This is a genomic window from Pseudomonas sp. QL9, from assembly GCF_041409665.1.
GTDB lineage: Bacteria > Pseudomonadota > Gammaproteobacteria > Pseudomonadales > Pseudomonadaceae > Pseudomonas > Pseudomonas knackmussii.
In genome coordinates this window covers 726,259-752,929 of record NZ_CP166971.1, presented here as the reverse complement: position 1 = coordinate 752,929, position 26,671 = coordinate 726,259, and the positions used below count along the sequence as shown (strand labels likewise).

Below are 26,671 nucleotides of genomic sequence, written 5' to 3'. Positions count from 1 at the left end.
GTGGTTGTAGTGGGCAGGAAAAAGCCCGCGCAGCCCCCTCCGGCCGGCGAACCGGGAAGCGAGGAGGAGAGGGCGGCGGGAAAAGCCCGGGCCTTCAGGAGCCCGGAACTGGAGCGTCGGGAATCAGAGTGCGTTCTGGCCGTCGGCGCGGTAGACCTCGCGGCCGCCGAACAGGGTGCGCAGTACGCGGGCCTCGGCGAGTTCTTCGTCGGGCACGCTGAACAGGTCGCGGTCGATCACCACCAGGTCGGCCTGCTTTCCTTCGGCGAGGCTGCCGATCTGCTTGTCCAGGCCGATGGTCTTCGCCGCGTTCAGGGTGTAGGCGTAGAACATGGTCTGGCGGTCGATGCGCTCGGCCGGGTTGAGCACCCCTTTCGGACCCTTGCGGGTCACGGCCTGGTAGATCGCCCGCAGCGGGTCGGGCGTGGATACCGGCCAATCGCTGGCGCCGGCGATGGTCGCGCCGGCGTCGAGCAGCGATTTCGCCGGGTACATGTAGCGGTATTCGTCGTCGCCGATGTAAGGCTTGACCAGGTCGAGGGTGTAGTCCTCGGCGGTGGCCCAGTCCAGCTGCATGGAGGCGATCACCCCGAGCTGCTTGAAACGCGGGAAGTCCGACGGGTTGACCAACTGCAGGTGGGTGATGGAGTGGGCGATGCCGCTGTCGCGGTCATGCCGCGCCTGGGCGAAGCCGGTGAGCGATTCGCGCACCGCGCGGTCGCCGATGGCGTGCACGTGCACCAGCCAGCCGCGCTGGTCGGCGGCGCTGACCAGTTCGCCGAAGTGCTTCGGATCGAGCAGCAGCTCGCCCGGCTTGTGCAGGTTCTTGTAGTTCTCCAGCAATGCGGCGGACTGCGCCGGGTACTCCAGCACGCCGTCGGCGAACACCTTGATCCCCGGCAGGGTCAGGTTGGGAATGCCCTGGAACTGCTGGCGCACCTTGTCGATCACTTCCAGGTCGGCCGGGCGGCTCTTCGGATTGACCACCAGCAGCGCGGCGACGTGGGCGCTGAGCTGGCCGTTCTGCGCCAGGTCGCGGTAGGTCGGCAGCACGCCGAGGGTGTGTTCGGTGGGCTTGATGTCGAACAGGGCGTCGCCCGGGCTGCCATTGGCCGCCGGGTCCATCCAGGCGGTGATGCCCAGGCTGTTGTTGTACTGCACGGCGGCGACACCGGCGCGGTCGAGAATCTTCTGGTCGGCCGCCGGCATGGCCGCGGAGACCCGGTCGAAGCCGGAATCGACGACGAAGCCGTTGGGCTCGAAGTTCTTGTCGTGGCCGATGTTGTGCTGCTCTGCGGCCGGCAGCGAGCGCACCAGCTTCGCGTCCAGCTTGGCGCGGCGCAGCATGGCGGCGTTGGCCCAGGCGGTGTGGTGGTCGCTGCCGATCATGACGATGGGCACCTGCGCCCATTCGCCGGCGTTGAAGCGCTTGGCCAGGCCTTCGGTCTGCGACCAGTAGCTCGAGTGCATGCCGTTCATCACGAGGATGTCGCCGACCTTGGCTGTGCCCTTGTCACGCGCGTCGCGCAGGCGCTTCTCCAGTTCGGCGAGGCTGACCTGCTCGTCACCCATGCTGGCGGAAATCAGCTCCAGGCCGCCGAAGATCGAGTGCGAATGGCTGTCGACGAAGCCGGGCATCAAGAGCTTGCCGCCCAGATCGACCTGCTTGCTGCGCCCGTCGGCGAGGGCGCGGACTTCGTCGTTGCCGCCGACCTTGAGCACCTTGTCGCCGGCGATGGCCACGGCTTGCTGCAGCGGTTGGCCGGGTTCGCCGGTGAAGACCTTGGCGTTGTACAGGATCAGGTCCGCGTTTTGTGCATTTGCTTCCAAAGTCCCCAGTGCGATTGCAACGGCGAGCGCGCCTTTGATCAGCCTTCGCATGACGTCCTCTTTTCTTGGTGGTTGATTTTTATTGGTCTGCGCCAGAGGCTACTGGCGATGGCCAAGCGCCCGAAAGCCAAGGGGCGGCACAAGACTTGTGAGGAAATGGAAAAAATGGACAGGCTCAGCCACCTTTCGCTGTTCGTCGCCTGCGCCGAGACCGGCAGCTTCAGCCGCGCGGCCGAGCAGTTCGGGCGCACGCCCTCGGCGGTGACCAAGGCCATCGGCCAACTGGAGGGCAGCCTGGGCACGCGATTGTTCGAGCGGACAACCCGCAGCATGGCGTTGACCGAGGCTGGCCAGCTCTACCTGGACAGCGCCCGCGAGGTGCTGGCGCGCATGCACGAGACCGCCGAGGAAATCACCCAGCTGCAGCACAGCTTGCGCGGCGGCCTGCGTGTCACGGCGCCGCTGGCCTTCGGTTCGGCGTTTCTCAATGATGCCTGCACCGACTTCCTCGACCGGCATCCCGAGCTGCGCCTGCAGGTGGACCTGAGCGACAGCTACGTGGACATGCTCGACGGTCGCTACGACCTCGCCCTGCGCATGGGCCACAGCAACCTGCCGGGGCTGATCGTGCGGCCGTTGGCGGAGAATCGCCTGGTGCTCTGTGCCAGCCCTGCGTACCTGGCGCAGCGCGGCGCACCCCAGCATCCGGAGGAGTTGCTCGCGCATGACCGCCTCATGTACTGGCACCCGGCGCTGGACACGCACTGGTGGTTCGAGCGTGGCGGCGAGCGCCTTTCCATCCCGCGCGAGGGGCGCCTGGTCAGCGATAACCACGAACTGCTGCTGGCCGCCTGCCTGAAGGGGCGCGGGGTGATGCCTTGCCCGCTATGGAGCGCCTGGCCCTACCTGCGCGACGGCCGCCTGGTCAGCGTGCTGGATGACTACCGCTTCGACCCGGACGCCTTCGGCCAGCAGATCCTTGCCGTTTACCCCAGCCATCGCCGCGCCACACGCAAGATTCTCGCTTTCATCGAGCATCTGGAGGCAGTGCTGGGGCAAATCGGGAGCTAGCGGTCGCGGAAGCGCCCGGGCGGCACGCCCTTCCAGCGCTTGAAGGCGTGGATGAAGTTCGACGCCTCGCCATAGCCCAGGCGCTCGGCGATTTCTTCCAGGCGGATGGCGCCGGTCGCCAGCAGTTCCTCGGCCAGCGCCTGACGCACTTCGTCGAGCAGGGCGCGGTAGCTGCTGCCTTCGTCCTGCAGGCGGCGGCGCAGGGTGCGCGAAGTCATATGCAGCTCCTCGGCGACCTGTTCCATGTCCGGCAGGCGCCCCGGCGTACGTAGCAGGCGGTCGCGGATGCGTCCGGCGAAGCCGCCGCGCTCCAGGCGCTGTGCGAGCAGGGCGCGGCATTGCTCCTCGCAGTGCCGGGCCACGCCCGGATTGGCGCCGGGGAGCGGGCGGTCGAGCACGCGGGCATCGATGACGATACGGTTTTCCGGCGCGCCGAAGGTCGGCAGCACGCCCAGTTGCTCCCGGTAGAGGCTGCAGTCGACAGGCGCGGGGCCTCGCAGCTCGGCGCGGAGAATCGGCAGTGGGCCGTTGATCAGGTCTTGCAGGATGCGCAGGGTGCCGCCCAGGTCGCGGTCGCGGACGAAGGTTTGCAGGCCCTCCGGCAGCGCGCTGTCGTCGATCAGTGCGTGCGCCTCGCCGTCGAACTCCTCCAGGCGCAGCTGGGTGAACACGAATGTCAGGCCCAGGTAGCGCAGGCCGAGCAGGGCAGCGCTGCGCAGGGTCGGGCTGCTGAGCAGGGCGAAGCCCCAGATGCCATAGACGTTCAGGTGGTAGCGCAGGCCGGCCAGCAGGCCGCTGCCGGGGGCTGGGTGCAGGTGCTTGGCCAGGTTGCCCAGGACCTGCAGCTCCTGGCTCGCCTCGATCTCGCCGCCGGGCTCGGCTAGCTGCGCCAGGCTGAGGCCGCTGCCCAGCAGGCAGGCGTCGAGGTCCAGGCCATGGTCGAGGCCGAACTGCGTAAGCAGCTGCACGCTGATGGCGCTGCGGCGGGGCGACCAGGGGAGGGCGTCGGGCATGGCGCGAGGGCTCCGAGTGATTGTCCGGAAATCACAACTTAATGTCCGACTATGCCATAAACCCGCGGGGCGCAGGCCACTAGCCTATGCTCATCCGCCAGCGGGGCGGGTGACGAAGGCGCACACAGCGGCGCCTTCGAGCAGCTAAATCGGGAGCACAACAATGCACAACAATTCCCGTGATCCGGCACCCTTGCGCGTGCTGATCATCGGCGCCGGCTTCGGCGGCATCGGCCTGGCAATCCGCCTGCAGCAGGCCGGCATCCACGACTACCTGATCCTCGAGAAGGCCGCCGATGTCGGCGGCGTCTGGCGCGAGAACAGCTATCCCGGCGCCGCCTGCGACGTGCCTTCGCACCTGTATTCCTTTTCCTTCGAGCCCAAGGCCGACTGGACGCGCAAGTACGCGCCGCAGGCGGAAATCCTCGGCTACCTGCGCCACTGCGCGGACAAGTACGGCCTGCGCCAGCGCATACGCTTTGGTTGCGAGGCTGTGGAGGCGCAGTTCAGCGAGGCCGACGGGCTGTGGTCGGTGCGCTGCGCCGATGGTCAGGAGCTGCGCGCTCAGGCGTTGGTCTGCGCCACCGGCCAGTTGAGCCGGCCGGCGTACCCGCGCATATCCGGACTCGACAACTTTCGCGGCAAGGCCTTCCATTCGGCGCGCTGGGACCATCAGGTCGAGCTGCGCGGCAAGCGCGTGGCGGTGATCGGCACCGGCGCCAGCGCCATCCAGTTCGTTCCGCAGATCGCACCCAAGGTCAGCGAGTTGCTGCTGTTCCAGCGCAGCGCGCCCTACGTGATCGCCAAGCCGGACCGCCCCTATGCCGACTGGGAGCGTCGGATCAAGGCACGCTTCTCCTGGCTGCAGCGCCTGGACCGTGGCCTGAAGTACATCCAGCACGAGTCGCGGGTGCTGGCCTTCGCCACCTTCCCGCCGCTGATGAAGCTGATGCGTCTGAACTTCTACTGGCACCTGCGTCGAGGCATTGCCGACGCGCAGCTGCGCCAGCGGTTGATCCCCGACTACCCGCTGGGCTGCAAGCGCATCCTGATCAGCAATGACTATTACCCGGCACTGGCGCGGGACAACGTGCGGGTGGTCGACCAAGGCATCCGCGAGGTGACCGATGACGCCGTAGTCACCCAGGACGGACAGCGTCATCCGGTAGACGTGATCATCTTCGGCACCGGGTTCGCCGCCACCGATTTCCTCGCGCCGATGCGCATCCAGGGCCTTGGCGGGCGCTGGCTGGAGCAGGCCTGGGCGGCTGGCGCGGAGGCCTACAAGGGCATCAGCGTCAGCGGCTTCCCCAATCTGTTCATCCTCTATGGGCCGAACACCAACCTCGGCCACAACTCCATCGTCTACATGCTGGAAAGCCAGTTCCCCTACGTGCTCGCCTGCCTGAAGCGCCTGCGCGAGCAGGGCTTGCGCTACCTGGACGTGAAGGCCGAGGTGCAGAGCGCCTACAACCGGCGCCTGCAGCACTCGCTGCAGCACACGGTCTGGGAGAGCGGTTGCGACAGCTGGTACAAGACCGCCAGCGGGCGCAACACCAACAACTGGCCGGGCTACACCTTCCTCTACCGCCGTCAGACCCAACAGCCGGAGTTCGCCGACTATGACTGCACCCGTTGAGTTCTCGCCGCCACCGAGCCGTTCCCAGCGCCTGCTGAGCGGTTTCCTGCGCGGTGCGTTGCGCCTGCTGTTCCGTGGGTTGATGCGTCCGTCCGTGCCGGTCGCCTGGCAGCGTCGCGTACTCAATGCGCTCACCGCGGCAACGCTCACGCCGCGGGGGGTGACGCGCAGCGACGAGATCATCGCCGGCGTGGCCTGCGAGTGGCAGCGGGTCGGTTTCGATGGCGGGCGCACGCTGCTCTACCTGCATGGCGGGGCGTATCTGGTCGGCTCGCCGGCTACCCACCGGGCGATCACCTGCAACCTGGCCCGCCTGAGCGGTGCGGCAGTTTGCGCTGCGGACTATCGCCTGGCCCCCGAATATCGCTTTCCGGCGCCCCTGGAAGATGCCCTGGCGGTCTACCAGGCGTTGCTCGAGCGCGGGCAGGACCCGAAGAAGCTGGCGATCGCCGGCGACTCGGCCGGCGGCCACCTGACCCTGCAACTGGCCTTGGCGCTGAAGGAACGCGGCCTGCCATTGCCGGCGGCGCTGGTGGTGTTCTCGCCGGTCACCGACGTCACCTGCAAGCAGTGGCACCAGCCGCCAGCCGGCGATCCGCTGATCAGCCGCGCCTGGGTCGAGCAGGCCGTTGGGCTGTTCTGCCCGCCGCAGGTACCGCTCGATTCGGCGCTGCTGTCGCCGGTGTTTGCCGACCTTGCCGGTCTGCCGCCGTTGCTGATCCAAGTCGGTGAGGACGAAGTGCTGCGCAATGACAGCCTGCGCCTGGCTGAAGCTGCGTATCGCCAGGGCGTGGCGGTCGAGCTGCAGCGCTATCGCGATTGCTGGCATGTCTTCCAGGCCCACGCCGGCGTGCTGGATATCGCCGACCGCGCGCTGGGCGAAGTCGCCGGGTTCCTTTCCCGACAATGGCAGGGAGAGGCCTGATGCAGAGCATTCTGATCACCGGAGCGGCATCGGGAATCGGTGCCGCCAGCGCACGCATCTTCCAGGCGCGCGGCTGGCGCGTGGGGTTGCTGGATATGAATGGCGAGGCGCTGCAGCGGCTTGCCAGCGAACTGGGCGAAGCCTGGTGGCGCGTGCTCGATGTCACCGATGCGCAGGCGGTGCGCGATGCCGTCGGGGACTTCGCCGACAGCTGCGATGGCCGGCTGCGTCTCCTCTTCAATTGCGCCGGCGTGCTGCGCTTCGGCCGCTTCGAGGACATCCCGCTGGAAGACCATGGCCGGCTGCTGGCGATCAACGTCCAGGGGCTGCTGAACTGCTGCCATGCTGCTTATCCCTTCCTCAAGGCGACGCCGGGTGCGCAGGTGCTCAACATGGGCTCCGCCTCGGGGCTCTATGGCGTGCCGGAAATGGCCACCTATTCGGCCTCGAAGTTCGCCGTGCGCGGCCTGACCGAGGCGCTGGAGCTGGAGTGGCGCAAGCACGGCATCCGCGTCGCCGACCTGATGCCACCCTTCGTGCGCACGCCCATGGTCACCGGGCAGAGCTACGAGCCGCCGGTGCTGCGCCGCCTGTGCATGCGCCTGGGCGCCGAGGACATCGCCGAGGCGGCCTGGCGCCAGGCCAATAGCGGCGGGGTGCATCGGCCGATAGGCGCGCTGTTCAAGGCGCTGTACTGGTCCGGGCAGGTTTCGCCGCCGGCGCTCAACCGCTGGGTGATGGCCTGGCTCAGCCGCGACTAGTTTCCAGCCTCGGATGGCCGCCGCATCGGGTTGCGCCCGGCGGTACGGGCTTGCCGCCCGTCGCCGCCGGACGGGCGGATTGACGCGCGGGGCGGCAAGTGGCCGGCAATGGCGCTACGCTGAAACTGTTGGCTGCGTCGCACTGGGCTGAAAGTTCGCGTTTCCCAGCACGTTCACTGAAATTTGCAGTCAATTGGAGGGCTTTGATTCATTTTGGCGTTTCCTGAGGCACTGCAAGGTGCCCGCCCCATGCGCCCGGCCGTCAGCCACGCAGGGTCAGGCGGGGAAACTAGGTGAAACCCTGACCGTCTCGAAAGGAGGTGCGTACCATGGAAAAGCCCCTCTCGGAGGATATCAGCGTCAATGTGCTCCGTCGGATGAAGGAGGGCGGCTTCGATTTCGCCCGCATTCATCCCATCGACTTCTTCGCCATCTTTTCCGATGAACAGAATGCCCGCCAGGCCGCACGACAGTTTCGCGGCGAGTCCATGAGAGCCCAGGTCGAAGCCCGCGATGACGGCGGCTGGAACCTGCAGATCAGCAAGGTGATGTTCGCCACCCATGCCGCCATAGGCGCGTTCGAGCACGACCTGGAGGAAGTCGTTGCGCCGCTGGGCGGTGTTCTCGATGGCTGGGGCGTGACCCAGGAAGTCTCCAGCCTGCTGCACCCCTGATCGACCATCTTTCGTTGCGCCGCCTGGTCCGAACGACCGGTGGCTTCCCACTCCCGTAAACCTGAATGCGCCGTGCCGCCGGAGGGCGGCACGGCCAGCATGCGGGCACGCGGGGGGTTATGGTCACGTGCCTTTTGCGGCAGACTGCCGCGCGGAGGTACGCATGACCGATATCCTGATTCTCACCCACGCCGATTTCTGCCCGCCGGGCCACCTGGCCTGCGTGCTCGATCGCGCCAACCTGGCCTTCGAGGTTCGCCGCGCCGACCACGGCGAACTGGATGGCTACGACCTGGAACGCCCTCGCGCGGTCGCCATCATGGGCGGGCCGATGAGCGTGAACGACGACCTGCCCTGGCTGCGCACCGAGATCGCCGCGCTGCAGCGCTTCATCGAGCGCCGCGTGCCGATGATCGGCCACTGCCTTGGCGGCCAGCTGCTGGCCAAGGCATTGGGCGCCGGTATCCGCCACCAGGGCTACACGGAAATGGGCTGGCAGCCGATGCGCCGCCTGGAATCGCAGAGCCCCTGGCTCGCGCACCTGCCCGAGGAATTTCCAATCTACCAATGGCACGGCGACAGCTTCGACCTGCCCGAAGGCGCCGAGTACCTGCTGTCCAGCCCCTGGTGCGCCAACCAGGGCTTCTCCTGGGGCGGCTTCATCCTCGGCCTGCAGGGCCATCCGGAGATGACCGAGGAACTGGTCAGCGGCTGGATCCACGGTTGGCCGGAATACCTCGACCCGAGCCAGCCGAGCCAGGAAAGCGCGGAAGTAATGCTCGACGAACTGCCACGCAAGGTGGCCGAGCTGAACCACGTGGCCGAAGGGTTCTACGCCCATTGGCTGAAGCTGGCAGAGTTGGTTTGATCCCCTCCCTGTAGGAGCGGAGCTTGTCCGCGATTTCGCGGCCATGGGCCGCTCCTACAGGCAACATTTGCACAGGAATTTCGCGGATAAGATCCGCTCCTGCAAAAAGCCTCGGCGCCTCAATGCTTGAACATGATGTGCCGGGCCACCGTGTAGTCCTCCAGGCCGTACATCGACAGGTCCTTGCCGTAGCCGGACTGCTTGAAGCCGCCGTGGGGCATTTCGCTGCAGAGCATGAAGTGGGTGTTCACCCAGGTGCAGCCGTACTGCAGGCGCGCCGCCACTCTTGAGGCGCGGCCCACGTCGCGGGTCCACACCGAGGAGGCAAGGCCGTACTCGGAATCGTTGGCCCAGCGAATGGCTTCGTCGGCGTCGCTGAACGGCGTCACCGACACCACCGGGCCGAACACTTCGTTGCGAACGATCTCATCGTCCTGCAGGGCGTTGGCGACCACCGTCGGCTGGTAGAAGAAGCCCTTGCCGGCCACCGGGCCTCCGCCAGTGGCGATCTTGATGTGCGGGCTCGCCTTGGCCCGCTCGACGAAGCCGGAAACCCGGTCGCGCTGGGACGCGGTGATCAGCGGGCCGAGCTCGGTATTCGGGTCGTCCTGCAGGCCGGTCTTCAGGCTCGACACAGCGCTGGCGAGGTCAGCGACGAAGTTGTCGTAGATCTTGCGCCCGGCGTAGATGCGGCAGGCGGCGGTGCAGTCTTGGCCTGCGTTGTAGAAGCCGAAGGTGCGGATGCCGGCGACCACGTCGGCGAGGTCCGCATCGTCGAAGACGATCACCGGGGCCTTGCCGCCCAGTTCCATGTGCAGGCGTTTCACGCTGTCGGCGGCGCTGCGGATGATCGCCTTGCCGGTGCCCACCGAGCCGGTCAGCGAGACCATGCGCACCAGCCGGTGGTTGACCAGCGGGCTGCCCACCGTCGGGCCGCGGCCGAAGACCATGTTCACCACCCCGGCGGGGAAGAGTTCGGCGATGAACTCGGCCAGGCGCAGGGCGGTCAGCGGCGTCTGCTCGGAGGGCTTGAGCACCACGCAGTTGCCCGCCGCCAGTGCCGGGCCTAGTTTCCAGGCGGCCATCATCAGCGGGTAGTTCCAGGGCGCGATGGAGGCGATCACGCCCACCGGGTCGCGGCGGATCATCGAGGTGAAGCCGGGCAGGTATTCGCCCGCCGCCGAGCCGTGCAGGCAGCGGCTGGCGCCGGCGAAGAAGCGGAACACGTCGGCGATGGCCGGGATCTCGTCGTTCAGCGCGGCGGCATAGGGCTTGCCGCAGTTCTGCGATTCCAGGCGGGCAAGCTCCTCGCCGTGTTCCTCGATGCGGTCGGCCAGGCGCAGCAGGAGCATCGCGCGGTCTTTCGGCGTGGTTTGCGACCAACTGTCGAAGGCGGCGTCCGCGGCGCGCACGGCGATGTCCACCTGGGCTTCGGTGGCTTCGGCGATCTGGCCGATGACCTCGCCGGTGGAGGGGTTGAGGATGTCCAGCTTCTCGCCTTCGCCGGCGACGAAGTGGCCGTTGATCAGCAGTTTGGTTTGCATCACGGGGCTCCTCTGGCTAATGGGGCAGGGACGGTTTCACTTGCCGCCGCCGGCGACGTCGCTGGTGCCGCGGGTCAGGTAGTAGGCCCCGAGGATCGGCAGCATGGTGGCGAGCATCACCAGCATGGCGACGACGTTGGTGATGGGCACGTCGCGCGGGCGGGTCAGCTGGTTGAGCAGCCACAGCGGCAGGGTGCGTTCGTGGCCGGCGGTGAAGGTGGTGACGATGATCTCGTCGAAGGACAGCGCGAAGGCCAGCATGCCGCCGGCGAGCAGGGCGGTGGCGATGTTCGGCAGGATCACGTAGCGGAAGGTCTGCCAGCCGTCGGCACCCAGGTCCATCGAGGCCTCGATCAGGCTGAACGAGGTGCGGCGGAAGCGCGCGATCACGTTGTTGTAGACGATCACCACGCAGAAGGTCGCGTGGCCGATGACGATGGTCAGCATGCCAGGCTCGATGCCGAGGGTCTTGAACGCCGAGAGCAGGGCGATACCGGTGATGATGCCGGGCAGGGCGATGGGCAGGATCAGCATCAGCGAGATGCCTTCCTTGCCGAAGAAGTCGCGGCGATACAGCGCGCCGGCAGCCAGGGTGCCCAGGACCATGGCGATCAGGGTGGCGATGGCGGCGATCTTCAGCGACAGCCAGATGGAGTCGAGCACATCGCCGCGCTGCGCGGCCTCGGCGAACCAGCGCAGGGTGAAGCCCTGTAGCGGGAAGCTGTAGGCGGCGTCCTCGGTGTTGAAGGCGTAGAGCAGGATCACCAGGATCGGGAAGTGCAGGAACACCAACCCGCCCCAGGCGGCTAGGCGCAGGAACCAGGAGGGGCGTTCAGAGTGCATCGAAGGCCCCCAGCCGCTTGGCGATGGACAGGTAGACGGCGATCAGCACGATGGGCACCAGGGTGAAGGCGGCGGCCAGCGGCATGTTGCCGATCGCGCCCTGCTGCACGTAGACCATGCTGCCGATGAACAGCCCGCTTGGGCCGATCAATTGGGGAATGATGAAGTCGCCCAGGGTCAGGCTGAAGGTGAAGATCGAGCCGGCCACCACGCCCGGGAAGGACAGCGGCAGGATGACCTGGACGAAGGTCTGCCGCGGATGCGCGCCGAGGTCGGCGCTGGCCTGAAGCAGCGAGGGCGGTAGGCGCTCCAGGGCGGCCTGGATCGGCAGGATCATGAACGGCAGCCAGATGTAGGTGAACACCCAGAAGCGCCCGAGGTGGGAGGTCGAAAGGGTGTTGCCGCCTACCGCCGGCACCTGCAGCAGCAGGTTGAGCAGGCCGACCAGGTGCAGCTTCTCGATCACCCAGTAGAGGATGCCGCCCTTGGCCAGGATCACCGTCCAGGCGTAGGCCTTGACGATGTAGCTGGCCCACATCGGCAGCATCACGGCGATGTAGAAGAAGGCTTTCTCCTTCGGCCCGGCGAAGCGCGCCATGTAGTAGGCGATGGGGAAGGCGAGGATGGCGCTGGCCAGCGAAACCGCCACGGCCATGCCCAGGGTGCGCAGGACGATGTCGTAGTTGGCCGGGTTGAACAGCGCCTTGTAGTTGGCCAGGGTCAGGTCCGGCGTCACCGCCATGGTGAAGTCGTCGAAGGTGTAGAAGCTCTGCCAGAGCAGGGCAAACAGCGAACCGATGTAGATCACGCCGAACCACAGCAGCGGCGGGATCAGCAGCATCAGCAGGTAGAGCGTGCTGCGCCGGTAAAGGAAGCTGGAGAGCGCGCGCATCATGGCAGCGGTTCCTCGCGCAACGGCACCAGTGCGCTGCGGGCCCAGCATGCACGCACCGATTCGCCAGGTTGCGGACGATGCTCGTCACGCTCGCTGTTGGGCAGCGCGGCGACCAGCCGGCCGCCGTCGTCCAGGGCGATTTCGTAGCGGCTGGCGGCGCCCAGGTACTGCACGTCGAGCAGGGTGCCGCTGACCTGCAGTTCGCCATCCGCCGCCGCGCCGAAGCGCACGTGCTCCGGGCGCAGCGACCAGGCGCCGGGCTGGCCGAGCAGGCGCTGGGCAACCTCGCCGCGCAGCACGTTGGCGGTGCCGACGAACTCGGCGACGAAGGGCGTGGCCGGCTTCATGTAGAGATTGCGCGGGGTGTCGACCTGCTCGATGCGGCCCTTGTTGAACACGGCCACGCGGTCGGACATCGATAGCGCTTCACCCTGGTCATGGGTCACGAAGATGAAGGTGATGCCGAGCTGGCGCTGCAGTTTCTTCAGTTCCACCTGCATCTGTTCGCGCAGCTTGAGGTCGAGCGCACCGAGCGGTTCGTCGAGCAGCAGCACGCGCGGGCGATTCACCAGTGCGCGGGCCAGGGCCACGCGCTGGCGCTGGCCACCGGAGAGCTGGGCCGGCTTGCGGCCGCCGTAACCGCCGAGGGCGACCATCGCAAGAGCCTCTTCGGCGCGGGCCAGGCGTTCGGCCTTGGCCACACCTTTCACCTTCAGGCCGTAGGCGACGTTTTCCAGCACGTTCATGTGCGGGAAGAGCGCGTAGTCCTGAAACACGGTATTTACGTCGCGCTCGTAGGGCGGCAGCCCGGCGGCTTCCTCGCCGTGGATGCGGATGGAGCCGGCGCTGGGCTGCTCGAAGCCGGCGATCAGGCGCAGGCAGGTGGTCTTGCCGGAACCGGAGGGGCCGAGCATGGAGAAGAACTCGCCATCACGGATCTCGATGGACACCCGGTCGACGGCCTTCACGTCCCCGTAGTGGCGGCTCACGTCGGTGAACTGGACGGCTGTGGTCATGGGGATACCCGCGTGGCTGCTGTCTTTCAGAAAAGGTAGCGCATGGGGGGCGTACGAGCGGGGCGCGGGGTTCGCGAGCACGCTCGCTCCTACAGTCGAAGCGCTTTTCGTAGGAGCGAGCTTGCTCGCGAAGGCTCTAGGTCTTAGCGGCCGCCCATGATCGCGATGTAGTCCTGGGTCCAGCGGCTATAGGGCACGAACTTGCCGCCGGCCGACTGCGGGGTCTTCCAGAAGGCGATCTTCTCGAACTGGTCGAAGCCGTTGGTGGCGCAGCCCGTGGCGCCGAGCAGGGTGCTGGCCTTGCAGCCGTCCGGCGCGGCCGGAACCGAGCCGAACCAGGCGGCGACGTCGCCCTGGACCTTCGGTTCCAGCGACCAGTTCAGCCACTTGTAGGCGCAGTTCGGGTGCTTGGCGTCGACGTGCATCATGGTGGTGTCGGCCCAGCCGGTGACCCCTTCCTTGGGAATGGTCGAGGCGATCGGCTGTTTCTCGCCCTGCAGCGCGTTTACCTGGTACGGCCAGGAGCCGGAGGCCGCCACACCTTCATTCTTGAAATCGCTCATCTGCACGGTCGCGTCGTGCCAGTAGCGGTGGACCAGGGCGTGCTGCGCGCGCAGCAGCTTGAGCACGGCGGCGTACTGCTCCTCGTTAAGCTCATAGGGGTCCTTTATCCCCAGCGACGGCTCGGTGGCCTTCAGGTAGACGGCGGCGTCGGCGATGTAGATCGGCCCGTCATAGGCCTGCACGCGGCCCTTGTTGCTCTTGCCGTCGGGCAGGTTCTGCTCCTTGAACACCACGGCCCAGCTGTCCGGCGCCTTGGGGAAGACCTTGCTGCTGTACATCAGCACGTTCGGGCCCCACTGGTAGGGCGTGCCGTAGTGCTCGTTGTTCACCGTGTGCCAGGGCGCGTTCTGCAGGCGCGGGTCGACGTTCTTCCAGTTGGGAATCAGCGCCGTGTTGATCGGCTGCACGCGCTTGCCGTAGACCAGCCGCAGCGAAGCGTCGCCGGACGCGGTGACCAGGTCGTAACCGCCCTTGGCCATCAGGCTGACCATCTCGTCGGAGGTGGCGGCGGTCTTCACGTTGACCTTGCAGCCGGTCTCCTTCTCGAAGGGGGTTACCCAGTCGTAGTTCTTGTCGCTCTCGCCGCGTTCGATGTAACCGGGCCAGGCAATGATGTCGAGCGCGCCTTCGGCGGCGCCGACCTGCTTGATGGCTTCGGCCGCCTGGCTGGCGCCGCTGGCGAGCAGGCAGGTGATGGCGAAGGCCAGGGGAGCGAGTTTCGGGGAGGGCATGATCGGACTCCTGTTATCTGGATTCGGAGCCTCTGCGGCCGGACCGCGCCGAAGGTGGGCACCAGGGCGACAGCATGGGTGTCATGGCAAAAGGACACGCTTGTCCAGCGTAGTCGCGCCTCCGGGGGGCTACAAGCGAGGCCGCTACGGCCAATGGTCGTGTCGCGCAATGTCGGCCGGGGAGTGGCGCGGCGGTGGCCTAGACTTTCCCTAAGCCGCAGGGGCACTGGCGCCAAATAGGGCGGGGGGCGCCGGAGTGCCCTGCGAGCTGCACCAAAGTGGGGCCTTGGGCGCGCGCTTCGTTTCCAAGTCATTGAATAAAAAGGTTTTGTACTGCTGGCACGGGGCTTGCGACGGCAAGCACTACGCTGGCGACAAGGAGTTCGGCATGTCCCGCACTTTCTACGACGAGATGTACGATGCGAACGGCCAGTGCCGCACGCATTACCAGGAATTCGCCCGCTGGCTGGCCGACGCGCCGCCCGAGATGCTGGAGCAACGTCGGCGCGAGGCCGACCTGCTGTTCCACCGCGCCGGCATCACCTTCACCCTCTATGGCGACGAGCAGGGCACCGAGCGGCTGATCCCCTTCGACACCATCCCGCGCAGCATTCCGATGAACGAATGGCGTGTGGTCGAGCGCGGCTGCATCCAGCGGGTGCGCGCGCTGAACATGTTCCTCGCCGACCTCTACCACGACCAGCGCATCCTCAAGGCCGGGGTGATCCCGGCGGAACAGGTGCTGGCCAACGAGGGCTACCAGATGGCGATGCAGGGCCTGGACCTGCACCGCGACATCTATGCGCACATCGCCGGGGTCGACCTGGTGCGCGATTCCGACGGCAGCTACTACGTGCTCGAGGACAACCTGCGCACGCCCAGCGGTGTGAGCTACATGCTCGAGGACCGCAAGATGATGATGCGGCTGTTCCCCGAGCTGTTCGCCAAGCAGCGCGTGGCGCCCATCGACCACTATCCGAACCTGTTGCTGGACACCCTGCGCAGCTCAAGCCCGCTGGATAACCCCGCCGTCGTGGTGCTGACGCCTGGCCGCTTCAACAGCGCTTACTTCGAGCACGCCTTCCTGGCCCGCGAGATGGGCGTGGAGCTGGTGGAAGGCGCCGACTTGTTCGTCCGCGACGAGCGCGTCTTCATGCGCACCACCGCCGGCCCGCGGCCGGTGGACGTGATCTACCGGCGCCTGGATGACGCCTTCCTCGATCCGCTGGCGTTCAACCCCGAATCGATGCTCGGCGTGCCCGGCCTGCTCTCGGCCTATCGCGCCGGCAACCTGGTGCTGGCCAACGCCATCGGCACCGGGGTGGCCGACGACAAGTCGATCTACCCGTACGTCGGGGACATGGTGCGTTTCTACCTCTCCGAGGAACCAATACTGAAGAACGTGCCGACCTGGCAGTGCCGCAAGCCGCAGGACCTGTCCCACGTGCTGGCGCACCTGCCCGAGCTGGTGGTCAAGGAAACCCAGGGTTCCGGCGGCTACGGCATGCTGGTCGGGCCGGCGGCGTCGAGCAAGGAAATCGAGGCCTTCCGCGAGCGCCTCAAGGCCCGTCCGCACGCCTACATCGCGCAGCCGACGCTGAGCCTGTCGACTTGCCCGACCTACGTCGACAGCGGCATCGCGCCGCGTCACATCGACCTGCGGCCGTTCGTGCTGTCCGGCCGCGAGACCCGCCTGGTGCCCGGTGGCCTGACCCGCGTGGCACTGCGCGAAGGCTCGCTGGTCGTGAATTCGTCACAAGGTGGCGGTACCAAGGACACCTGGGTGGTGGAGGACTGAGATGCTGAGCCGTACCGCAGCCGACCTGTACTGGATGTCGCGCTACCTGGAACGCGCCGAGAACCTCGCGCGCATGCTCGACGTGAGCTATTCGCTGTCCCTCATGCCGCAGGACGACCGCGGCGGCGGCAAGGACGAACTGGCCATGCCGCTGCTGATCACCGGGACCATGGACGACTACCTGAGCCGCCACGGGCAGATGCAGCCCGAGCGCATGCTGAACTTCTTCGCCCTCGACGCGGACAACCCAGCGAGCATCTACCGTTGCCTGCAGGCCGCGCGGGGCAATGCCCACGCGGTGCGCGGGCGGATCACCGCGGACATCTGGGAGAACATCAACGCCACCTGGCTGGAGATGCGCAGCATCGCCCAGGAAGGGCTCGGTCGTTACGGCATCAGCCGTTTCTGCGAGTGGGTGAAGGAGCGTTCGCACCTGTTCCGCGGCGCCACCTACGGCACCATCATGCGCGGCGAGGCCTACAGCTTCATCCGCCTGGGGACCTTCATCGAGCGTGCGGACAACACCTTGCGCCTGCTCGATGCGCGCTACGAGATGCTCGGCGAAGAGGCCGAGGAGGTCAGCGACAGCTCGGCGCGCGGTTACTACCAGTGGAGTGCCTTGCTCCGCGCGCTGTCTTCCTTCGAAGCCTACAACGAGCTCTATCGCGGTTCGCCCGGCGCGCGCCTGGTGTCCGAACTGCTCTTGCTGCGCGCCGAGGCGCCGCGTTCGTTGCGCTCCTGCACCGAGGAGCTGAACAGCATTCTCGCCGAGCTGCCGGGCGACAACGGCCGCCCGGCGCAGCGCCTGGCCGCCGAGCTGGACGCTCGCCTGCGCTACACGGCGATCGACGAAATCCTCGACGGCGGGCTGCACGCCTGGCTCACCGACTTCATCCTGCTGATCCGCCAGCTCGCGCGGGCCATCCACAGTTCCTATCTGGAGGTCGTATGAAACTCTCCATCAGCCACGACACCACCTACCGCTACGAGGATCAGGTCCGGGCGAGCATCCAGTACCTGCGCCTGACGCCCCAGGAAAGCGAACGCCAGCACGTGCTCAGCTGGGAACTGACGCTGCCGTGCCCGGCGAAGGCGCAGCTCGACCCCTTCGGCAACGTACTGCACGTGCTGAGCATCGACGAGCCCCACGAGGCGGTGGTGATCCGCGCCCGGGGCCAGGTGGAGATCGACGAGCAGCGCGAAGCGGAGCACGACAGCCATTCGCCGCTGCCGTTCCTGCGCTACACGCGCCTGACGATGCCGGATGACGCCCTGTGCGCCTTCGCCGAAGAGCAGTGCGGTGCGAGCAGGGATCGCGACGCCCTGATCGCGTTGATGCACGGGTTGCACCAGCGCATGCCGTTCCAACCGGGCGTCACCCATGCCGACAGCACAGCGGCGGAAGCCTTCGCCGGTGGTGCCGGGGTCTGCCAGGACCACACCCATGCGTTCCTTGCTTGCGCCCGCAGCCTGGGCGTACCGGCGCGTTTCGTCTCCGGCTACCTGTACCAGGGCAGCGACCAGGACCTGGCCAGCCACGCCTGGGCTGAAGCCTGGCTGGACGACGCCTGGTACAGCTTCGACGTGACCAACGAGCTGTCGCGTCCGGAGCGCCACCTGAAACTGGCGGTGGGGCTGGACTATCTCGATGCCTGCCCGGTTCGCGGCATGCGCCGTGGCGGCGGCATCGGCGTGCAGATGCATGCGCGGGTGGCGGCACCGCCGCTGCTGCGTTTGTCCCAGCAGTAGGGCAGTTGTGCGCGGCTGGGCGACGGCCGCGCATGGACTAGTATTCCCCGACCATCTCCACGGGACAGCATTGCCATGACCTATTGCGTCGCCATGAGCCTGGCCGAGGGGCTGGTGTTCGCCTCCGACTCGCGGACCAACGCCGGCATCGACCACATCGCCACCTTCCGCAAGCTGTTCACTTTCGGCGTGCCGGGCGAGCGGCTGATCGTCCTGCAAAGTGCCGGCAACCTGGCCACCTCGCAGTCGGTGGTCAACCTGCTCAAGCAGCGCCTGGACGACCCGAACCAGGCCAACCTGCACAGCGTGCCGACCCTCTATGACGCGACCGAGCTGGTCGCCAGCACCGTCCGTGAAGTGGTGGCGCGCGATGCCGCGCCGCTGGCCGGCAACACCGACCTGACCTGTTCCTTCCTGGTCGGCGGGCAGATAGCCGGCGGCCCGACTGAGCTGTTCAGCATCTATCCGCAGGGCAACTTCATCCAGGCCACCGAGGACACGCCCTTCCTGCAGCTGGGGGAGAGCAAGTACGGCAAGCCGATCCTCGACCGCAACCTCGAGTTCGACACGCCGCTGGGCGAGGCATTGCGCTGCGCCCTGGTGTCGTTCGACTCGACCATCCGCAGCAACCTCTCGGTGGGCATGCCGCTGGACCTGCTGGTGTATCACCGCGACAGCCTGATCCTGCCGGCCGGCTATCGGGTCACCGAGGACGACGCCTACTACGCGAGCATCCGCAAGCAGTGGTCGGCGGGCCTGCACGACCTGCTGGGGCAACTGCCGGAGCCGCCGAAGGAATACAACATCTAGAGCGGAGCTTGTAGGAGCGGGCCATGGTCGCGATTCGCGCGCATGACGCGCTCCTGCAGGTGGTATCGGAGTGGGGAGCTTTCGCGGATGAGATCCGCTTGTATGGCGTTAGGGTAGGAACCTGTCGGGGTGTGGAGGGACAAGATCCGCTTCTGCAAGCCAGACGGTAGGAGACTTCCCCCACCCACCCGCTCACGACAAGCGCCGATAAGGAATCCATCGGATTGAGTAGCCGCTCAAACCGACAATACCGGCAAGCCTGCGCCAATGTGAGCTCCCGACAGGTTGGACCATCTTCACTGTCGGAGAACCCCATGACAAGCCAAGTTCCGGTTATCGGTATCGATGTCGCCAAGGAGTCGCTGAGCCTCTGCGATACACGCTCGGGCGAAGTATTCGAACTGGCCAATGACGTCCGCACAATCAAGGCCTGGCTGAAAACCCTTCCGCCCTGCTGCGCCATCGCGATCGAAGCGACCAGCACCTATCACATGGATGTTGCGACCCTGGCGCATGCGCGGGGACATCGGATCTACGTCATCAATGGCTTTCGCCTGAGCAACTACCGCAAGGGGATTGGTGGGCGAAACAAGGATGATCGCAGCGATGCCCTGCTGCTGGCCCGTTACCTGACCCACGAACAAGCGCAACTGGAGCCTTGGCAGCCGCCGAGCAAGGCCTACTGCCGCCTGCAGACACTGCTGCATCGGCGTGCTGCACTGGTCCGTAGCGCCATCTCGTTGCGCCAGAGCTTTTCCCAGGATCGCTCCCTGGCCAAGGCGCTGAAGCCTGTTCTCAAGCAAATGGCCACACTGGAGTCACGCCTGGAGAAAGAGATTCAACAGGCGCTGCGAGAGGCCGGCCTAATGGAGCAAAGCAAGCGCTGCCAGGCCATCGAAGGGATCGGACCGCTGACGGCAGCGGCCCTGAACCTGGCATTTCTGCGGGGACGTTTTCGCAATAGCGATGCCTTCATCGCCTTTATCGGATTGGATGTGCGGCTCAAGGAGTCCGGCCGCTATAGCGGCCGACGAAAGCTGACCAAGCAAGGGGACCCTGAAATCCGTCGGCTGCTCCACAACGCGGCCATGGCGGCAGCGCGCACGCAGCGCTGGCAGGCCCTTTACCAAAGCTACCTGGCGCGCGGCCTGAAGAAGATCGAGGCCCTGACTATCCTCGCCCGCAAATTGGCCCGAATTGCCTTTGCCCTGATGCAATCCCAGATCAGCTACCAGCCTCCAAAGCAGGAGCCGTCATTGACATAGAATCTCCTACGAGAGCCGGCGGTGCCAGGAGCAACTGTCATTTGGGCTCCCGCGTTCGCGGGAGCGACGGGATCAAGATTCGCCCACTCCCGCGTCGTCCCCGCGAACGCGGGGATCCAGAAACGAGCGGCCCTTGTCCGCGATTCGCGGCCAGGGGCCGCGCCCACGCTGCAGCTACGGCATCATCGCCTGGCGCAGCGCGGCCATGTGCTTGAAGTACTCGATCAACTGGTCCAGCTCACCCTCGTTGAGGGTTTCCTCGCTGAAGCCGGGCATCTTCGCCTGCGGCCATTGGCGCAGGCTCTGCGGATCGCGGATGTAGGTGCGCAGGTAATCCTTGGCGAAATATTCGGTGGGGCTGAAGGGCTGGTTCAGGTCCGGGCCGAACTGTGCGTCGCCGGCGCCGTTGAGGCGGTGACAGGCCATGCAGTGCTTCTGGTACAGGGAGAAGCCCGCCTGCACATCGGCGGTGGCGTCCTTGGCCGGGACCAGCGCCGGGAAGCGATCGGCCACCGAAGTAAGCGCGCGCAGGGTGCTGACCTGGAACGGCCATTGTTCCGGGGCGATGCCGGAGGCCTTGGGATTGGTCCAGACCAGGTAGAAGGGGCCGGCGGACGGCTTGCCCTCCGCCAGCGGCGGCCAGGGCTTGGTGCTGTCCTCGATGGCCAGCCAGGCGCGCGAGCCTTCGATCTGCAGCAACGGCGCGGCCGGCAATTCGGCGACGAAACCGTCCAGGGCCACCGCCTGGATGTGAGCCTGCGCATCGACCCCTTCGAGCAGGGCGGCCACCGGGACGGCGCGATAGCGCATGGTGCGGTGGTAGGACACGTCGTCCTTGATCTCGATGCTCTTCGCCTGCGGGTTGACCAGCAGTTGCGCACTGCTCAGGACGCGCTTGCCCGAGGGCAGTTCCAGGGTCAGGTCGGCGGCGAAGACCGTGGGGCACAACAGAAGCAGCAGCGACAGGAGGGCGCGCATGGAAGGGCTCCGGCAATTTAGCTGCCGAAACATAGCAGAGGATGGGCTCGCGCGGCACTGCTGCCTGCACTGCGGCGGCCTTCGAGGCACGCGGACGCAGCGGCAGGCAGAGGCTTGAGTGGTCAGCCGACCAGGCGAGTGAGGTTGGGGATGATCAGAACGACAGTGGTGACGATGACGATCAGGCCCGCCTGACGCCATTTCTTCGGTTGTTGATCCGTCATGATTTGTCCGCCTTTCTTGTTGTTGGCCCGGCCCCTGTCGCCTGTACGGCTCGGCGACCGATGATCCTGACCTTGGCTTTGCAATCCGACCGCCCCGGCAAAACCCGGCAACGGCGTCCATAGGCACTGCAAAATCTGAGTCTAAGCCCCGGCTGGCGCGGGCTTAGACGATCTGGCAGCAAGTCCTGAGCCCTCAGGGGTATTCCATCTATATGACAGCGACGTGACCGCTCTGGCTCGCCTGTCGACCGTTCATCCGGCGACGAGGCGGGAGCCGCCGTAGAGCCTGCCTGGCCATTGCCGCTGGTCGCCCGGCCTGAGCGCGGCGGTCAATTGCCCTGAGCGATCCGGTCATTGTCCGCCGCCGCCGCGCCGCTAAGGTAGGCCGACACGCCCCAGTCCGCGTGACGACAACTCTACGAGAGAGCGCCATGACCGAAGCATTCATTTACGACGCGGTGCGTACTCCCCGCGGCAAAGGCAAGAAGGACGGTGCGCTGCACAGCGTCAAGCCGGTGAACCTGATGGCCGGCCTGCTGCGTGAATTGCAGCAGCGCAACCGACTGGACACCGCGCAGGTCGACGACATCGTCCTCGGCTGCGTGACCCCGGTGGGCGACCAGGGCGCCGACATCGCCAAGACCGCCGCACTGGTGGCCGACTGGGACGAACAGGTCGCCGGCGTGCAGATCAACCGTTTCTGCGCCTCGGGCCTGGAGGCGGTGAACCTGGGCGCGATGAAGGTGCGTTCGGGCTTCGAGGACCTGGTCGTGGTTGGCGGCGTGGAGTCCATGTCGCGCGTGCCCATGGGCTCGGATGGCGGCGCCTGGGCGCTTGACCCTGAGACCAACCTGCACACCAGCTTCGTCCCCCAGGGCATTGGCGCCGACCTGATCGCCACCCTGGAAGGCTTCAGCCGCGCGGACGTCGACGCCTTCGCCCTGCGCTCCCAGCAGAAGGCCGCCAAGGCCCGCGCCGAAGGGCTGTTCGGCAAATCCCTGGTGCCGGTGACCGACCAGAACGGCATCGTCCTGCTCGACCACGACGAATTCATCCGCGCCGACTCCACCCTCGAGGGCCTGGGTGCGCTCAAGCCGAGCTTCGAGATGATGGGGCAGATGGGCTTCGACGCCAGCGCCCTGCGCAAATACAGCTACGTCGAGCGCATCGACCACGTGCACACCCCGGGCAACAGCTCCGGCATCGTCGACGGCGCCGCCGCCATGCTCATCGGCTCCGAGGCCAAGGGCCGCGAGCTGGGCCTTAAGGCGCGAGGGCGCATCGTCGCCACCGCGGTCACCAGCACCGATCCGACCATCATGCTCACCGGCCCCGCGCCGGCGACCCGCAAGGCCCTGGCCAAGGCCGGGCTGCGCGTCGACGAGATCGACCTGTTCGAGGTCAACGAAGCCTTCGCCTCGGTGGTGATGAAGTTCATGAAGGACATGGGCGTGCCGGAGAGCAAGGTCAACGTCAACGGCGGCTCCATCGCCATGGGCCACCCGCTGGGCGCCACCGGCTGCATGATCCTCGGCACCCTGCTCGACGAACTGGAGCGGCGCAACCTGCGCTACGGCCTGGCCACCCTCTGCGTGGGCGGCGGCATGGGCATCGCCACCATCATCGAAAGGGTTTGAGGCCGGAGAACAAAAATGACCGAAGCCATCCGCTACGAGAAAGATCAGGGCAACATCGTCGTCCTGACCATGGACATGCCCGGCCAGAGTGCCAACACCATGAACGGTGTTTACCGCGAAGCCATGGCCGCCACTGTCGCCCGCCTGGAAGCCGAGAAGGATTCCATCGCCGGGGTGATCCTCACCTCCGCCAAGAAAACCTTCTTCGCCGGCGGCGACCTCAACGAACTGATCAAGGTCACCAAGGCCGACGCCCAGGCGTTCTATGAAGGCATCCTGGTCCTCAAGGGCCAGCTGCGTCGCCTGGAAACCCTCGGCAAGCCGGTGGTCGCCGCCATCAACGGCGCCGCCCTGGGCGGTGGCTGGGAAATCTGCCTGGCCTGCCACCACCGCATCGCGCTGAACGAAAGCCATGTGCAGCTCGGCCTGCCGGAAGTCACCCTGGGCCTGCTGCCCGGTGGCGGCGGCGTAGTGCGCATGGTGCGTCTGCTCGGCCTGGAGAAGGCCCTGCCGTATCTCGCCGAAGGCAAGAAGGTGCGCCCGGAGCAGGCGCTCAAGGCCGGCCTGATCCATCAGATCGCCAGCGACCGCGACGACATGCTGGCCAAGGCCCGCGAATGGATCGCCGCCAACCCTGCGGCCAAGCAGCCGTGGGACACCGCCGGCTACAAGATCCCCGGCGGTACGCCGTCCAGCCCGAACGTGGCGCAGATGCTCGCCATCGCCCCGAGCGTGCTGCGCGACAAGACCAAGGGCTGCTTCCCGGCGCCGGAGAAGATCATGTGCGCCGCCGTCGAGGGCGCCCAGGTCGACTTTGACACCGCGCAACTGATCGAGGCGCGCTACTTCACCGAGCTGACCACCGGCCAGGTGGCGAAGAACATGATCGGCACCTTCTGGTTCCAGCTGAACGAGATCAATGCCGGCAAGTCGCGCCCGCAGGGCCATCCGGCCTACGTCACGAAGAAGGTCGGCGTGCTGGGCGCCGGCATGATGGGCGCGGGCATCGCCTACGTTTCAGCTGCCGCTGGCATCGAAGTGGTGCTCAAGGATGTCTCCGTCGAAGCGGCGGAGAAGGGCAAGGCGTACTCGGCCGGGCTGCTGGACAAGAAGGTCGGCAAGGGCCAGATGACCGCCGAGAAGCGCGACGCCTTCCTCGCCCGAATCAAGCCGACCGCCAGCGACGCCGACTTCGAAGGCTGCGACCTGATCATCGAGGCGGTCTTCGAGGATCGCGGGCTCAAGGCCAAGGTCACCGCGGCGGCGGAAAGCGCGGCGCTGGCCGATGCAGTGATCGCCTCCAACACCTCGACCCTGCCGATCACCGGTTTGGCCCAGGCCGTTGCACAGCCGCAGAAGTTCATCGGCCTGCATTTCTTCAGCCCGGTGGACAAGATGCCGCTGGTGGAAATCATCCGTGGCGAGAAGACCGACGACGCCACCCTGGCGCGCGCCTTCGACTACGTCCTGCAGATCAAGAAGACGCCCATCGTGGTCAACGACAGCCGCGGCTTCTTCACCTCGCGGGTGTTCGGTACTTTCACCAACGAAGGCCTGGCCATGCTCGGAGAGGGCGTTCCGGCGGCGATGATCGAAAACCAGGCGCGCCAGGCCGGCATGCCGGTCGGACCGCTGGCGATCAGCGACGAGGTTTCGCTGAGCCTGATGAGCCATATCCGCGAGCAGACCCGCAAGGACCTGCAAGCCGAGGGCAAGGCGCTGCCGCAGCACCCGGCCTTTGCCGTGGTCGACCTGATGCTCAACGAGTACAAGCGACCGGGCAAAGCGGCGGGCGGCGGCTTCTACGACTATCCCGCCAATGGCAAGAAACACCTCTGGCCGGAGCTCAAGCAGCGCTTCGAGAAGGCCGACCGGATGATTCCGGCGGAAGACGTGCGCGACCGCATCCTGTTCGTCCAGGCCATCGAGACGGTGCGCTGCGTGGAGGAGGGCGTGCTGATGTCCACCGCCGACGCCAACATCGGCTCGATCTTCGGCATCGGCTTCGCGGCCTGGAGCGGCGGTGCGCTGCAGTTCATCAACCAGTACGGTCTCAAGGACTTCATCGCCCGCGCGCAGTACCTGGCGGAGCAGTACGGTGAACGCTTCGAACCGCCGGCCTTGTTGCTGGACAAGGCGCTGCGCGGAGAGACCTTCTGACCGTGCAGAACCTGTAGGAGCGAGCTTGCTCGCGAACGGCGTCGCTGCGAGGTTGGTTCGCGAGCAAGCTCGCTCCTACGAAAAGCTGTACGACGAAACCGGCCCCTGCGGCCGGTTTTTTCTTGTCCCCGGCAGACGTAGGATGCGTTTTTGCCCACGCCAAGGACCCGAGCATGGCCCAGCCCGCCCTGTTGATCATCGACATGCAGAAAGGCATGCGCGACAGCCCCGTTCCGCGCAACAACCCGCAGGCCGAGGCGCGCATCGCCGAGCTGCTGGCTGCCTGGCGCGCGGAGGGCGCGCCCATCGCGCATGTCCGGCATATCTCTCGTACGCCCGGCTCGCCGTTCTGGCCGGGGCAGCCGGGGGTGGAGTTCCAGCCGGACCTGGCGCCGCTTGCGCATGAGCACGTACTGGAGAAGAACGTGCCCGATGCCTTCATCAACAGCGGTCTGGAGCGCTGGCTGCGGGTGCGCGGCATCGAGGAGCTGGTGATCGTTGGCGTCAGTACCAACAACTCGGTGGAAGGCACGGCGCGAAGTGCCGGCAATCTGGGTTTTCGAACGCTGGTAGTGGCCGATGCCTGCTTTGCCTTCGAACAACGCGATTTTCTCGGGCAATTGCGCAGTGCAGAAGAGGTTCACGCCATGGCTTTGGGCAATCTTCAGGGCGAGTACGCCGATGTGCTGGAAGCCTCGGCGGCGCTGGCGCGGCTGCGGATTGGGTAGCCCAGGCGGGACCGCATGTCGCCATGATTTTCTCTGGCATTGATGCAAGACGATTTTTCGGGTATTTCCCCTGAAATTTCCCGCAAGAAAAGGGTTTGCCTTCTTGTGTGGTGAAAAAATTGAGCGTAATTTTCACGCGCTTTTCAAAGGTATCAGGAAGCCCTTAGTCAACATTCGCCAACCCCCAGGAACCCCCACTGCATGTCGCTGCAAATCTGCATTCTGGAAACCGATATCCTGCGTCCCGAATTGATCGGTCAGTACACCGGCTACGGCTGGATGTTCCAGCAGCTGTTCGCCAAGCAACCGGTAGCCGCCGAGTTCAAGGTGTACAACGTGGTGGAGGGGCACTACCCGCCCGACAGCGAGCATTACGACGCTTATCTGGTGACCGGTAGCAAGCACGACTCCTTCGGCGACGATCCGTGGATCCAGAAGCTCAAGGCCTATCTGCTGACCCGCTACGAGCGCGGTGACAAGCTGCTGGGCGTGTGCTTCGGCCACCAGCTGCTGGCCCTGCTGCTCGGTGGCAAGACCGAGCGTGCGAGCCAGGGTTGGGGCGTGGGCATCCACGACTATCGCGTCGAGGAGCAGCCGCAATGGATGCAACCGGCTCTCGAGGACCTGACCCTGCTGGTCAGCCACCAGGACCAGGTCACCCAGCTGCCGCCCAACGCCCGGCGCATCGCCTCCAGCGACTTCTGCCCGAATGCCGCCTACGCCGTCGGCGACCAGGTGTTGTGCTTCCAGGGGCACCCGGAGTTCATGGCTGACTATTCCGCGGCGATTCTCAACCTGCGCCGCGAGATCTTCAGCGAGCCGGTCTATCGCCAGGGCATCGACAGCCTCGAGCGTTCGCACCAGGGCACCGCAGTGGCGGAGTGGATGATGCGCTTCGTCCAGCAAGGCCGGAAAAAGGACGAGCAGAACGCCGCCTGATCCGTTTGC

At 66.3% G+C, this 26,671-nt stretch carries 23 protein-coding genes; 15 read left to right on the top strand and 8 right to left on the bottom strand.

Annotated features, from left to right (window positions below):
* Positions 1–123 precede the first annotated feature (123 nt).
* A complete protein-coding gene (locus ACA097_RS03450) occupies positions 124–1,881 on the bottom strand; it encodes an amidohydrolase (protein WP_371368526.1) in 1,758 nt (585 codons plus the stop codon).
* A gap of 114 nt (positions 1,882–1,995) precedes the next feature.
* On the opposite strand from ACA097_RS03450, the gene ACA097_RS03445 reads away from it, so the two are divergent.
* A complete protein-coding gene (locus tag ACA097_RS03445) occupies positions 1,996–2,901 on the top strand; it encodes a LysR family transcriptional regulator (RefSeq protein WP_043251064.1) in 906 nt (301 codons plus the stop codon).
* Here the strand turns inward: ACA097_RS03445 and ACA097_RS03440 are convergent.
* Positions 2,898–3,914, bottom strand: a complete 1,017-nt coding sequence (locus tag ACA097_RS03440) for an AraC family transcriptional regulator (RefSeq protein WP_371368524.1) — start codon at positions 3,912–3,914, stop codon at positions 2,898–2,900. The two genes, ACA097_RS03445 and ACA097_RS03440, sit on opposite strands and share 4 nt — an antisense overlap.
* A 163-nt stretch (positions 3,915–4,077) precedes the next feature.
* On the opposite strand from ACA097_RS03440, the gene ACA097_RS03435 reads away from it, so the two are divergent.
* The 5 genes from ACA097_RS03435 to ACA097_RS03415 all read left to right on the top strand — a co-directional run bounded on the left by ACA097_RS03435 (position 4,078) and on the right by ACA097_RS03415 (position 8,781).
* The gene (locus tag ACA097_RS03435; protein ID WP_371368522.1) at positions 4,078–5,553 is read left to right on the top strand and encodes a flavin-containing monooxygenase; all 1,476 of its coding nucleotides are present in this window, start codon (positions 4,078–4,080) and stop codon (positions 5,551–5,553) included.
* Positions 5,537–6,478, top strand: coding sequence for an alpha/beta hydrolase (locus tag ACA097_RS03430; RefSeq protein ID WP_043251067.1), 942 nt, complete (start codon positions 5,537–5,539; stop codon positions 6,476–6,478). Before ACA097_RS03435 ends, ACA097_RS03430 begins: the two co-directional genes overlap by 17 nt.
* The gene (locus ACA097_RS03425) at positions 6,478–7,239 is read left to right on the top strand and encodes an SDR family oxidoreductase (RefSeq protein WP_371368519.1); all 762 of its coding nucleotides are present in this window, start codon (positions 6,478–6,480) and stop codon (positions 7,237–7,239) included. The genes ACA097_RS03430 and ACA097_RS03425 overlap by 1 nt, the downstream gene beginning before the upstream one ends.
* A 329-nt stretch (positions 7,240–7,568) precedes the next feature.
* A complete protein-coding gene (locus ACA097_RS03420) occupies positions 7,569–7,913 on the top strand; it encodes a ribonuclease E inhibitor RraB (protein ID WP_043251069.1) in 345 nt (114 codons plus the stop codon).
* Between the two features lie 163 nt (positions 7,914–8,076).
* A complete protein-coding gene (locus tag ACA097_RS03415) occupies positions 8,077–8,781 on the top strand; it encodes a type 1 glutamine amidotransferase (protein WP_371368517.1) in 705 nt (234 codons plus the stop codon).
* 119 nt (positions 8,782–8,900) lie between these two features.
* On the opposite strand, the gene ACA097_RS03410 is transcribed toward ACA097_RS03415, so the two are convergent.
* The 5 genes from ACA097_RS03410 to ydcS all read right to left on the bottom strand — a co-directional run bounded on the left by ACA097_RS03410 (position 8,901) and on the right by ydcS (position 14,374).
* Entirely contained in the window at positions 8,901–10,325 is a 1,425-nt protein-coding gene (locus ACA097_RS03410; protein WP_160286467.1) for a gamma-aminobutyraldehyde dehydrogenase, read from the bottom strand.
* A gap of 36 nt (positions 10,326–10,361) precedes the next feature.
* Positions 10,362–11,168: an ABC transporter permease gene (locus tag ACA097_RS03405; RefSeq protein ID WP_371368515.1), complete on the bottom strand. Its 807-nt coding sequence runs from the start codon at positions 11,166–11,168 to the stop codon at positions 10,362–10,364.
* Positions 11,158–12,063 carry an ABC transporter permease gene (locus ACA097_RS03400; RefSeq protein WP_160286468.1) on the bottom strand — a complete coding sequence of 302 codons (906 nt, stop codon included), beginning with the start codon at positions 12,061–12,063 and terminating at the stop codon, positions 11,158–11,160. The genes ACA097_RS03405 and ACA097_RS03400 overlap by 11 nt, the downstream gene beginning before the upstream one ends.
* Positions 12,060–13,079: an ABC transporter ATP-binding protein gene (locus tag ACA097_RS03395; RefSeq protein WP_160286469.1), complete on the bottom strand. Its 1,020-nt coding sequence runs from the start codon at positions 13,077–13,079 to the stop codon at positions 12,060–12,062. Before ACA097_RS03395 ends, ACA097_RS03400 begins: the two co-directional genes overlap by 4 nt.
* A 143-nt stretch (positions 13,080–13,222) precedes the next feature.
* Positions 13,223–14,374 (bottom strand): putative ABC transporter substrate-binding protein YdcS, encoded by a 1,152-nt coding sequence (gene ydcS, locus ACA097_RS03390; RefSeq protein WP_043251079.1) that lies wholly within the window; start codon positions 14,372–14,374, stop codon positions 13,223–13,225.
* Positions 14,375–14,762: 388 nt separating this feature from the next.
* Here ydcS and ACA097_RS03385 point away from each other — a divergent pair, with 388 nt between their 5' ends.
* The 5 genes from ACA097_RS03385 to ACA097_RS03365 all read left to right on the top strand — a co-directional run bounded on the left by ACA097_RS03385 (position 14,763) and on the right by ACA097_RS03365 (position 19,996).
* The gene (locus ACA097_RS03385; protein WP_371368512.1) at positions 14,763–16,172 is read left to right on the top strand and encodes a circularly permuted type 2 ATP-grasp protein; all 1,410 of its coding nucleotides are present in this window, start codon (positions 14,763–14,765) and stop codon (positions 16,170–16,172) included.
* A gap of 1 nt (position 16,173) precedes the next feature.
* Positions 16,174–17,124: an alpha-E domain-containing protein gene (locus ACA097_RS03380; protein WP_160286471.1), complete on the top strand. Its 951-nt coding sequence runs from the start codon at positions 16,174–16,176 to the stop codon at positions 17,122–17,124.
* The gene (locus ACA097_RS03375; protein ID WP_371368510.1) at positions 17,121–17,921 is read left to right on the top strand and encodes a transglutaminase N-terminal domain-containing protein; all 801 of its coding nucleotides are present in this window, start codon (positions 17,121–17,123) and stop codon (positions 17,919–17,921) included. The genes ACA097_RS03380 and ACA097_RS03375 overlap by 4 nt, the downstream gene beginning before the upstream one ends.
* Positions 17,922–17,996: 75 nt before the next feature.
* Positions 17,997–18,731, top strand: coding sequence for a peptidase (locus ACA097_RS03370; RefSeq protein ID WP_371368508.1), 735 nt, complete (start codon positions 17,997–17,999; stop codon positions 18,729–18,731).
* 314 nt (positions 18,732–19,045) lie between these two features.
* On the top strand, positions 19,046–19,996 hold the full coding sequence (locus ACA097_RS03365) for an IS110 family transposase (RefSeq protein ID WP_371368506.1): 951 nt from the start codon (positions 19,046–19,048) through the stop codon (positions 19,994–19,996).
* 174 nt (positions 19,997–20,170) lie between these two features.
* Here the strand turns inward: ACA097_RS03365 and ACA097_RS03360 are convergent, their stop codons facing one another.
* Positions 20,171–20,974, bottom strand: coding sequence for a cytochrome c (locus ACA097_RS03360; protein ID WP_371368504.1), 804 nt, complete (start codon positions 20,972–20,974; stop codon positions 20,171–20,173).
* A gap of 655 nt (positions 20,975–21,629) precedes the next feature.
* Between ACA097_RS03360 and ACA097_RS03355 the strand changes: the two genes are divergently transcribed.
* The 4 genes from ACA097_RS03355 (at position 21,630) to ACA097_RS03340 (ending at position 26,662) form a co-directional block, all read left to right on the top strand.
* Positions 21,630–22,835: an acetyl-CoA C-acetyltransferase gene (locus tag ACA097_RS03355; protein ID WP_371368502.1), complete on the top strand. Its 1,206-nt coding sequence runs from the start codon at positions 21,630–21,632 to the stop codon at positions 22,833–22,835.
* A 15-nt stretch (positions 22,836–22,850) separates the two neighbouring features.
* Positions 22,851–24,995, top strand: a complete 2,145-nt coding sequence (locus ACA097_RS03350) for a 3-hydroxyacyl-CoA dehydrogenase NAD-binding domain-containing protein (RefSeq protein WP_371368500.1) — start codon at positions 22,851–22,853, stop codon at positions 24,993–24,995.
* A gap of 173 nt (positions 24,996–25,168) precedes the next feature.
* The gene (locus ACA097_RS03345; RefSeq protein ID WP_371368497.1) at positions 25,169–25,723 is read left to right on the top strand and encodes a cysteine hydrolase family protein; all 555 of its coding nucleotides are present in this window, start codon (positions 25,169–25,171) and stop codon (positions 25,721–25,723) included.
* 201 nt (positions 25,724–25,924) lie between these two features.
* Complete coding sequence (locus ACA097_RS03340) at positions 25,925–26,662, top strand: amidotransferase (protein WP_371368495.1); 738 nt, start codon at positions 25,925–25,927, stop codon at positions 26,660–26,662.
* Positions 26,663–26,671 lie beyond the last annotated feature (9 nt).

What these genes read in the sequence shown, in the direction of transcription:
- ACA097_RS03450 (WP_371368526.1), bottom strand. Translation starts at nt 1,881, where the DNA reads ATGCGAAGGCTGATCAAAGGCGCGCTCGCCGTTGCAATCGCACTGGGG.
- ACA097_RS03380 (WP_160286471.1), top strand. Translation starts at nt 16,174, where the DNA reads ATGCTGAGCCGTACCGCAGCCGACCTGTACTGGATGTCGCGCTACCTG.
- ACA097_RS03415 (WP_371368517.1), top strand. Translation starts at nt 8,077, where the DNA reads ATGACCGATATCCTGATTCTCACCCACGCCGATTTCTGCCCGCCGGGC.
- ACA097_RS03375 (WP_371368510.1), top strand. Translation starts at nt 17,121, where the DNA reads ATGAAACTCTCCATCAGCCACGACACCACCTACCGCTACGAGGATCAG.
- ACA097_RS03445 (WP_043251064.1), top strand. Translation starts at nt 1,996, where the DNA reads ATGGACAGGCTCAGCCACCTTTCGCTGTTCGTCGCCTGCGCCGAGACC.
- ACA097_RS03435 (WP_371368522.1), top strand. Translation starts at nt 4,078, where the DNA reads ATGCACAACAATTCCCGTGATCCGGCACCCTTGCGCGTGCTGATCATC.
- ACA097_RS03430 (WP_043251067.1), top strand. Translation starts at nt 5,537, where the DNA reads ATGACTGCACCCGTTGAGTTCTCGCCGCCACCGAGCCGTTCCCAGCGC.
- ACA097_RS03385 (WP_371368512.1), top strand. Translation starts at nt 14,763, where the DNA reads ATGTCCCGCACTTTCTACGACGAGATGTACGATGCGAACGGCCAGTGC.
- ACA097_RS03410 (WP_160286467.1), bottom strand. Translation starts at nt 10,325, where the DNA reads ATGCAAACCAAACTGCTGATCAACGGCCACTTCGTCGCCGGCGAAGGC.
- ACA097_RS03370 (WP_371368508.1), top strand. Translation starts at nt 17,997, where the DNA reads ATGACCTATTGCGTCGCCATGAGCCTGGCCGAGGGGCTGGTGTTCGCC.
- ACA097_RS03350 (WP_371368500.1), top strand. Translation starts at nt 22,851, where the DNA reads ATGACCGAAGCCATCCGCTACGAGAAAGATCAGGGCAACATCGTCGTC.
- ACA097_RS03420 (WP_043251069.1), top strand. Translation starts at nt 7,569, where the DNA reads ATGGAAAAGCCCCTCTCGGAGGATATCAGCGTCAATGTGCTCCGTCGG.
- ydcS (WP_043251079.1), bottom strand. Translation starts at nt 14,374, where the DNA reads ATGCCCTCCCCGAAACTCGCTCCCCTGGCCTTCGCCATCACCTGCCTG.
- ACA097_RS03425 (WP_371368519.1), top strand. Translation starts at nt 6,478, where the DNA reads ATGCAGAGCATTCTGATCACCGGAGCGGCATCGGGAATCGGTGCCGCC.
- ACA097_RS03440 (WP_371368524.1), bottom strand. Translation starts at nt 3,914, where the DNA reads ATGCCCGACGCCCTCCCCTGGTCGCCCCGCCGCAGCGCCATCAGCGTG.
- ACA097_RS03345 (WP_371368497.1), top strand. Translation starts at nt 25,169, where the DNA reads ATGGCCCAGCCCGCCCTGTTGATCATCGACATGCAGAAAGGCATGCGC.
- ACA097_RS03365 (WP_371368506.1), top strand. Translation starts at nt 19,046, where the DNA reads ATGACAAGCCAAGTTCCGGTTATCGGTATCGATGTCGCCAAGGAGTCG.
- ACA097_RS03355 (WP_371368502.1), top strand. Translation starts at nt 21,630, where the DNA reads ATGACCGAAGCATTCATTTACGACGCGGTGCGTACTCCCCGCGGCAAA.
- ACA097_RS03400 (WP_160286468.1), bottom strand. Translation starts at nt 12,063, where the DNA reads ATGATGCGCGCGCTCTCCAGCTTCCTTTACCGGCGCAGCACGCTCTAC.
- ACA097_RS03405 (WP_371368515.1), bottom strand. Translation starts at nt 11,168, where the DNA reads ATGCACTCTGAACGCCCCTCCTGGTTCCTGCGCCTAGCCGCCTGGGGC.
- ACA097_RS03340 (WP_371368495.1), top strand. Translation starts at nt 25,925, where the DNA reads ATGTCGCTGCAAATCTGCATTCTGGAAACCGATATCCTGCGTCCCGAA.
- ACA097_RS03360 (WP_371368504.1), bottom strand. Translation starts at nt 20,974, where the DNA reads ATGCGCGCCCTCCTGTCGCTGCTGCTTCTGTTGTGCCCCACGGTCTTC.
- ACA097_RS03395 (WP_160286469.1), bottom strand. Translation starts at nt 13,079, where the DNA reads ATGACCACAGCCGTCCAGTTCACCGACGTGAGCCGCCACTACGGGGAC.